The organism is Streptomyces sp. W16, from assembly GCF_033194735.1.
In the GTDB taxonomy this organism is placed as follows: Bacteria; Actinomycetota; Actinomycetes; order Streptomycetales; family Streptomycetaceae; genus Streptomyces.
In genome coordinates this window covers 1-2161 of sequence record NZ_JAWOAI010000935.1, presented here as the reverse complement: position 1 = coordinate 2161, position 2161 = coordinate 1, and the positions used below count along the sequence as shown (strand labels likewise).

The 2161-nt window shown below is 68.8% G+C and carries 3 protein-coding genes; 2 read left to right on the top strand and 1 reads right to left on the bottom strand.

All coding sequences use genetic code 11. The features are described 5' to 3' along the window. Positions 1-333: SCO2400 family protein (locus R6V09_RS54820; protein WP_442810305.1), on the bottom strand; the 333-nt coding region annotated here is incomplete at its 3' end. A gap of 223 nt (positions 334-556) precedes the next feature. Between R6V09_RS54820 and R6V09_RS51620 the strand changes: the two genes are divergently transcribed. After that, entirely contained in the window at positions 557-1714 is a 1158-nt protein-coding gene (locus R6V09_RS51620; protein ID WP_317888323.1) for a mandelate racemase/muconate lactonizing enzyme family protein, read from the top strand. After that, on the top strand, positions 1711-2161 hold a 451-nt coding region (locus R6V09_RS51615; protein ID WP_317888322.1), incomplete at its 3' end, for an alcohol dehydrogenase catalytic domain-containing protein. The genes R6V09_RS51620 and R6V09_RS51615, both read left to right, overlap by 4 nt.

The following is a 2161-nucleotide window of genomic DNA, read 5'->3' as shown; positions in this document are numbered from 1 at the left end:
GTGACCGCCGCTGTCACCCCGCGCCCGCCCGCGCCCGCGGTTCTTCCGCCGCGCGGCACGCCCTTCGCGTTCGCCGCCGCCCTCGTCGTCTTCTCCACGCGGGTCGCCATGCGCGTCGCTGTGCGGATCGCCATACGCGTCGCCGTGCGCGTCCCGCTCCTCCCCCGACGCACCGTCCGTTTGCGAACGCACGTCAACTCCGGGCGCGTAGGCGCGAGTCGACTCAACTGACGGCTCGACTGACGACGCGACCGGAGCTTCGGCTGATGCGCCGCACCCAGGGCACGCGAGGGCGCCGTTCAGGTGCCGGCCGCAGGGGTGGCAGTAGTCCATGACGCCGGAAGACTAAGTTCCCCACAGGTAACGTTCATAGTCGCGGCTGTGAAAATTGTGCAAGGAACCGCGCGCCTGACCGAAACGTCGGTCGAAACCCTTGCCGAACCGTTACTTGTTCGACCCATTGACACCCCAGCCCCGCCGTCCTTACTGTCTGCCCAGCATTTCGAACGTGAGCCGAAATTTCGAACAGCACCGAAGAGCACAGGGGGCAGCTGCCGTGCGCATCACGGGAATCAGTACGCACGTGGTCGGGACGCCATGGCGCAATCTGACGTACGTCCAAGTGCACACCGACGAGGGCGTCACCGGCGTCGGCGAGACCCGGATGCTGGGCCACACCGACGCGCTGATCGGTTACCTGCGCGAGGCCGAGGCAAACCACATTCTCGGTTCCGATCCGTTCGCGGTGGAAGACCTCGTACGCCGGATGAAGTACGGCGACTACGGGCGCGCGGGTGAAATCGTCATGTCCGGCATCGCCGTCATCGAGATGGCGTGCTGGGACATCAAGGGCAAGGCCCTCGGTGTGCCGGTGTGGCAGCTGCTCGGCGGCAAGGTCACCGACAAGGTGAAGGCGTACGCCAACGGCTGGTACACCACCGAGCGGACCCCGGAGGCCTATCACAAGGCCGCCCAGGGGGTCGTGGAGCGCGGCTACAAGGCGCTGAAGATCGACCCCTTCGGCACCGGGCACTTCGAACTCGACCACGCGCAGACCCTGTACGCGGTCTCCCTCATCGAGGCCGTGCGGGACGCCATCGGCCCGGACGCCGAGCTGATGCTGGAGATGCACGGCCGCTTCTCGCCGTCCACCGCCGTACGGCTCGCGCACGAGCTCGCGCCGTTCAAGCCCGCGTGGCTGGAGGAGCCGGTTCCGCCGGAGAACCTGAAGGCGCTGGAGAAGGTCGCCGCCAAGGTGGACATCCCGGTCGCCACGGGTGAGCGCATTCACGACCGCATCGAGTTCCGCGAGCTGTTCGAGAGCCAGGCCGTCGACATCATCCAGCCCGACGTCGGTCACATCGGCGGCATCTGGGAGACGCGCAAGCTCGCCGCGACCGCCGAGGCGCACTACGTCCTCGTCGCGCCGCACAACGTCGGCGGACCGGTACTGACCGCCGCCTCGCTCCAAGTCGGCTTCTCCTCCCCGAACTTCAAGATCCTGGAGCACTTCAACGACTTCGCGGACGCGGAGATCAAGAAGGTCGTGAAGGGCGCCCCGGAAGTCATCGACGGCTACTTCCACCTCTCCGACGCGCCCGGTCTCGGCGTCGAGCTGGACACCGACGCGGCGGCCGAATTCCCGCAGCAGCAGGCGCGGTTCGACCTCTGGGCGGACGGCTGGGAGCAGCGCAAGCCGAAGGGCGCGAAGTGAGCACGGCGGTCGTCATCGAGGCACCGGGCGAGCACCGGCTGGCCTCGCACGAGCCCCGGCAGCCGGACGCGGGCGAGGCGCTGGTGCGCGTCCACGCGGTCGGCATCTGCGGCAGCGACCGCGAGGTGTACCAGGGCAACAGGCCCGAGGGCTACGTCCGTTACCCCCTCACCCCGGGCCACGAGTGGTCCGGCACGGTGGAGGCGGTCGGCACCGGGGTGCCGTCAAGTCTCGTCGGCCGCAAGGTCGTTGGCGAGGGCTTCCGCAACTGCCAGGTCTGCGACCGCTGCCATGCGGGCGAGACAACGTTGTGCACGGCGGGCTACGAGGAGACCGGCTTCACCCAGCCCGGGGCGATGGCCACCACTCTCACCCTTCCCGCCCGCCTCCTCCATGTCCTCCCGGACGAGGCCGACTTGACGGCGGCGGCGCTGCTGGAGCCGGCGG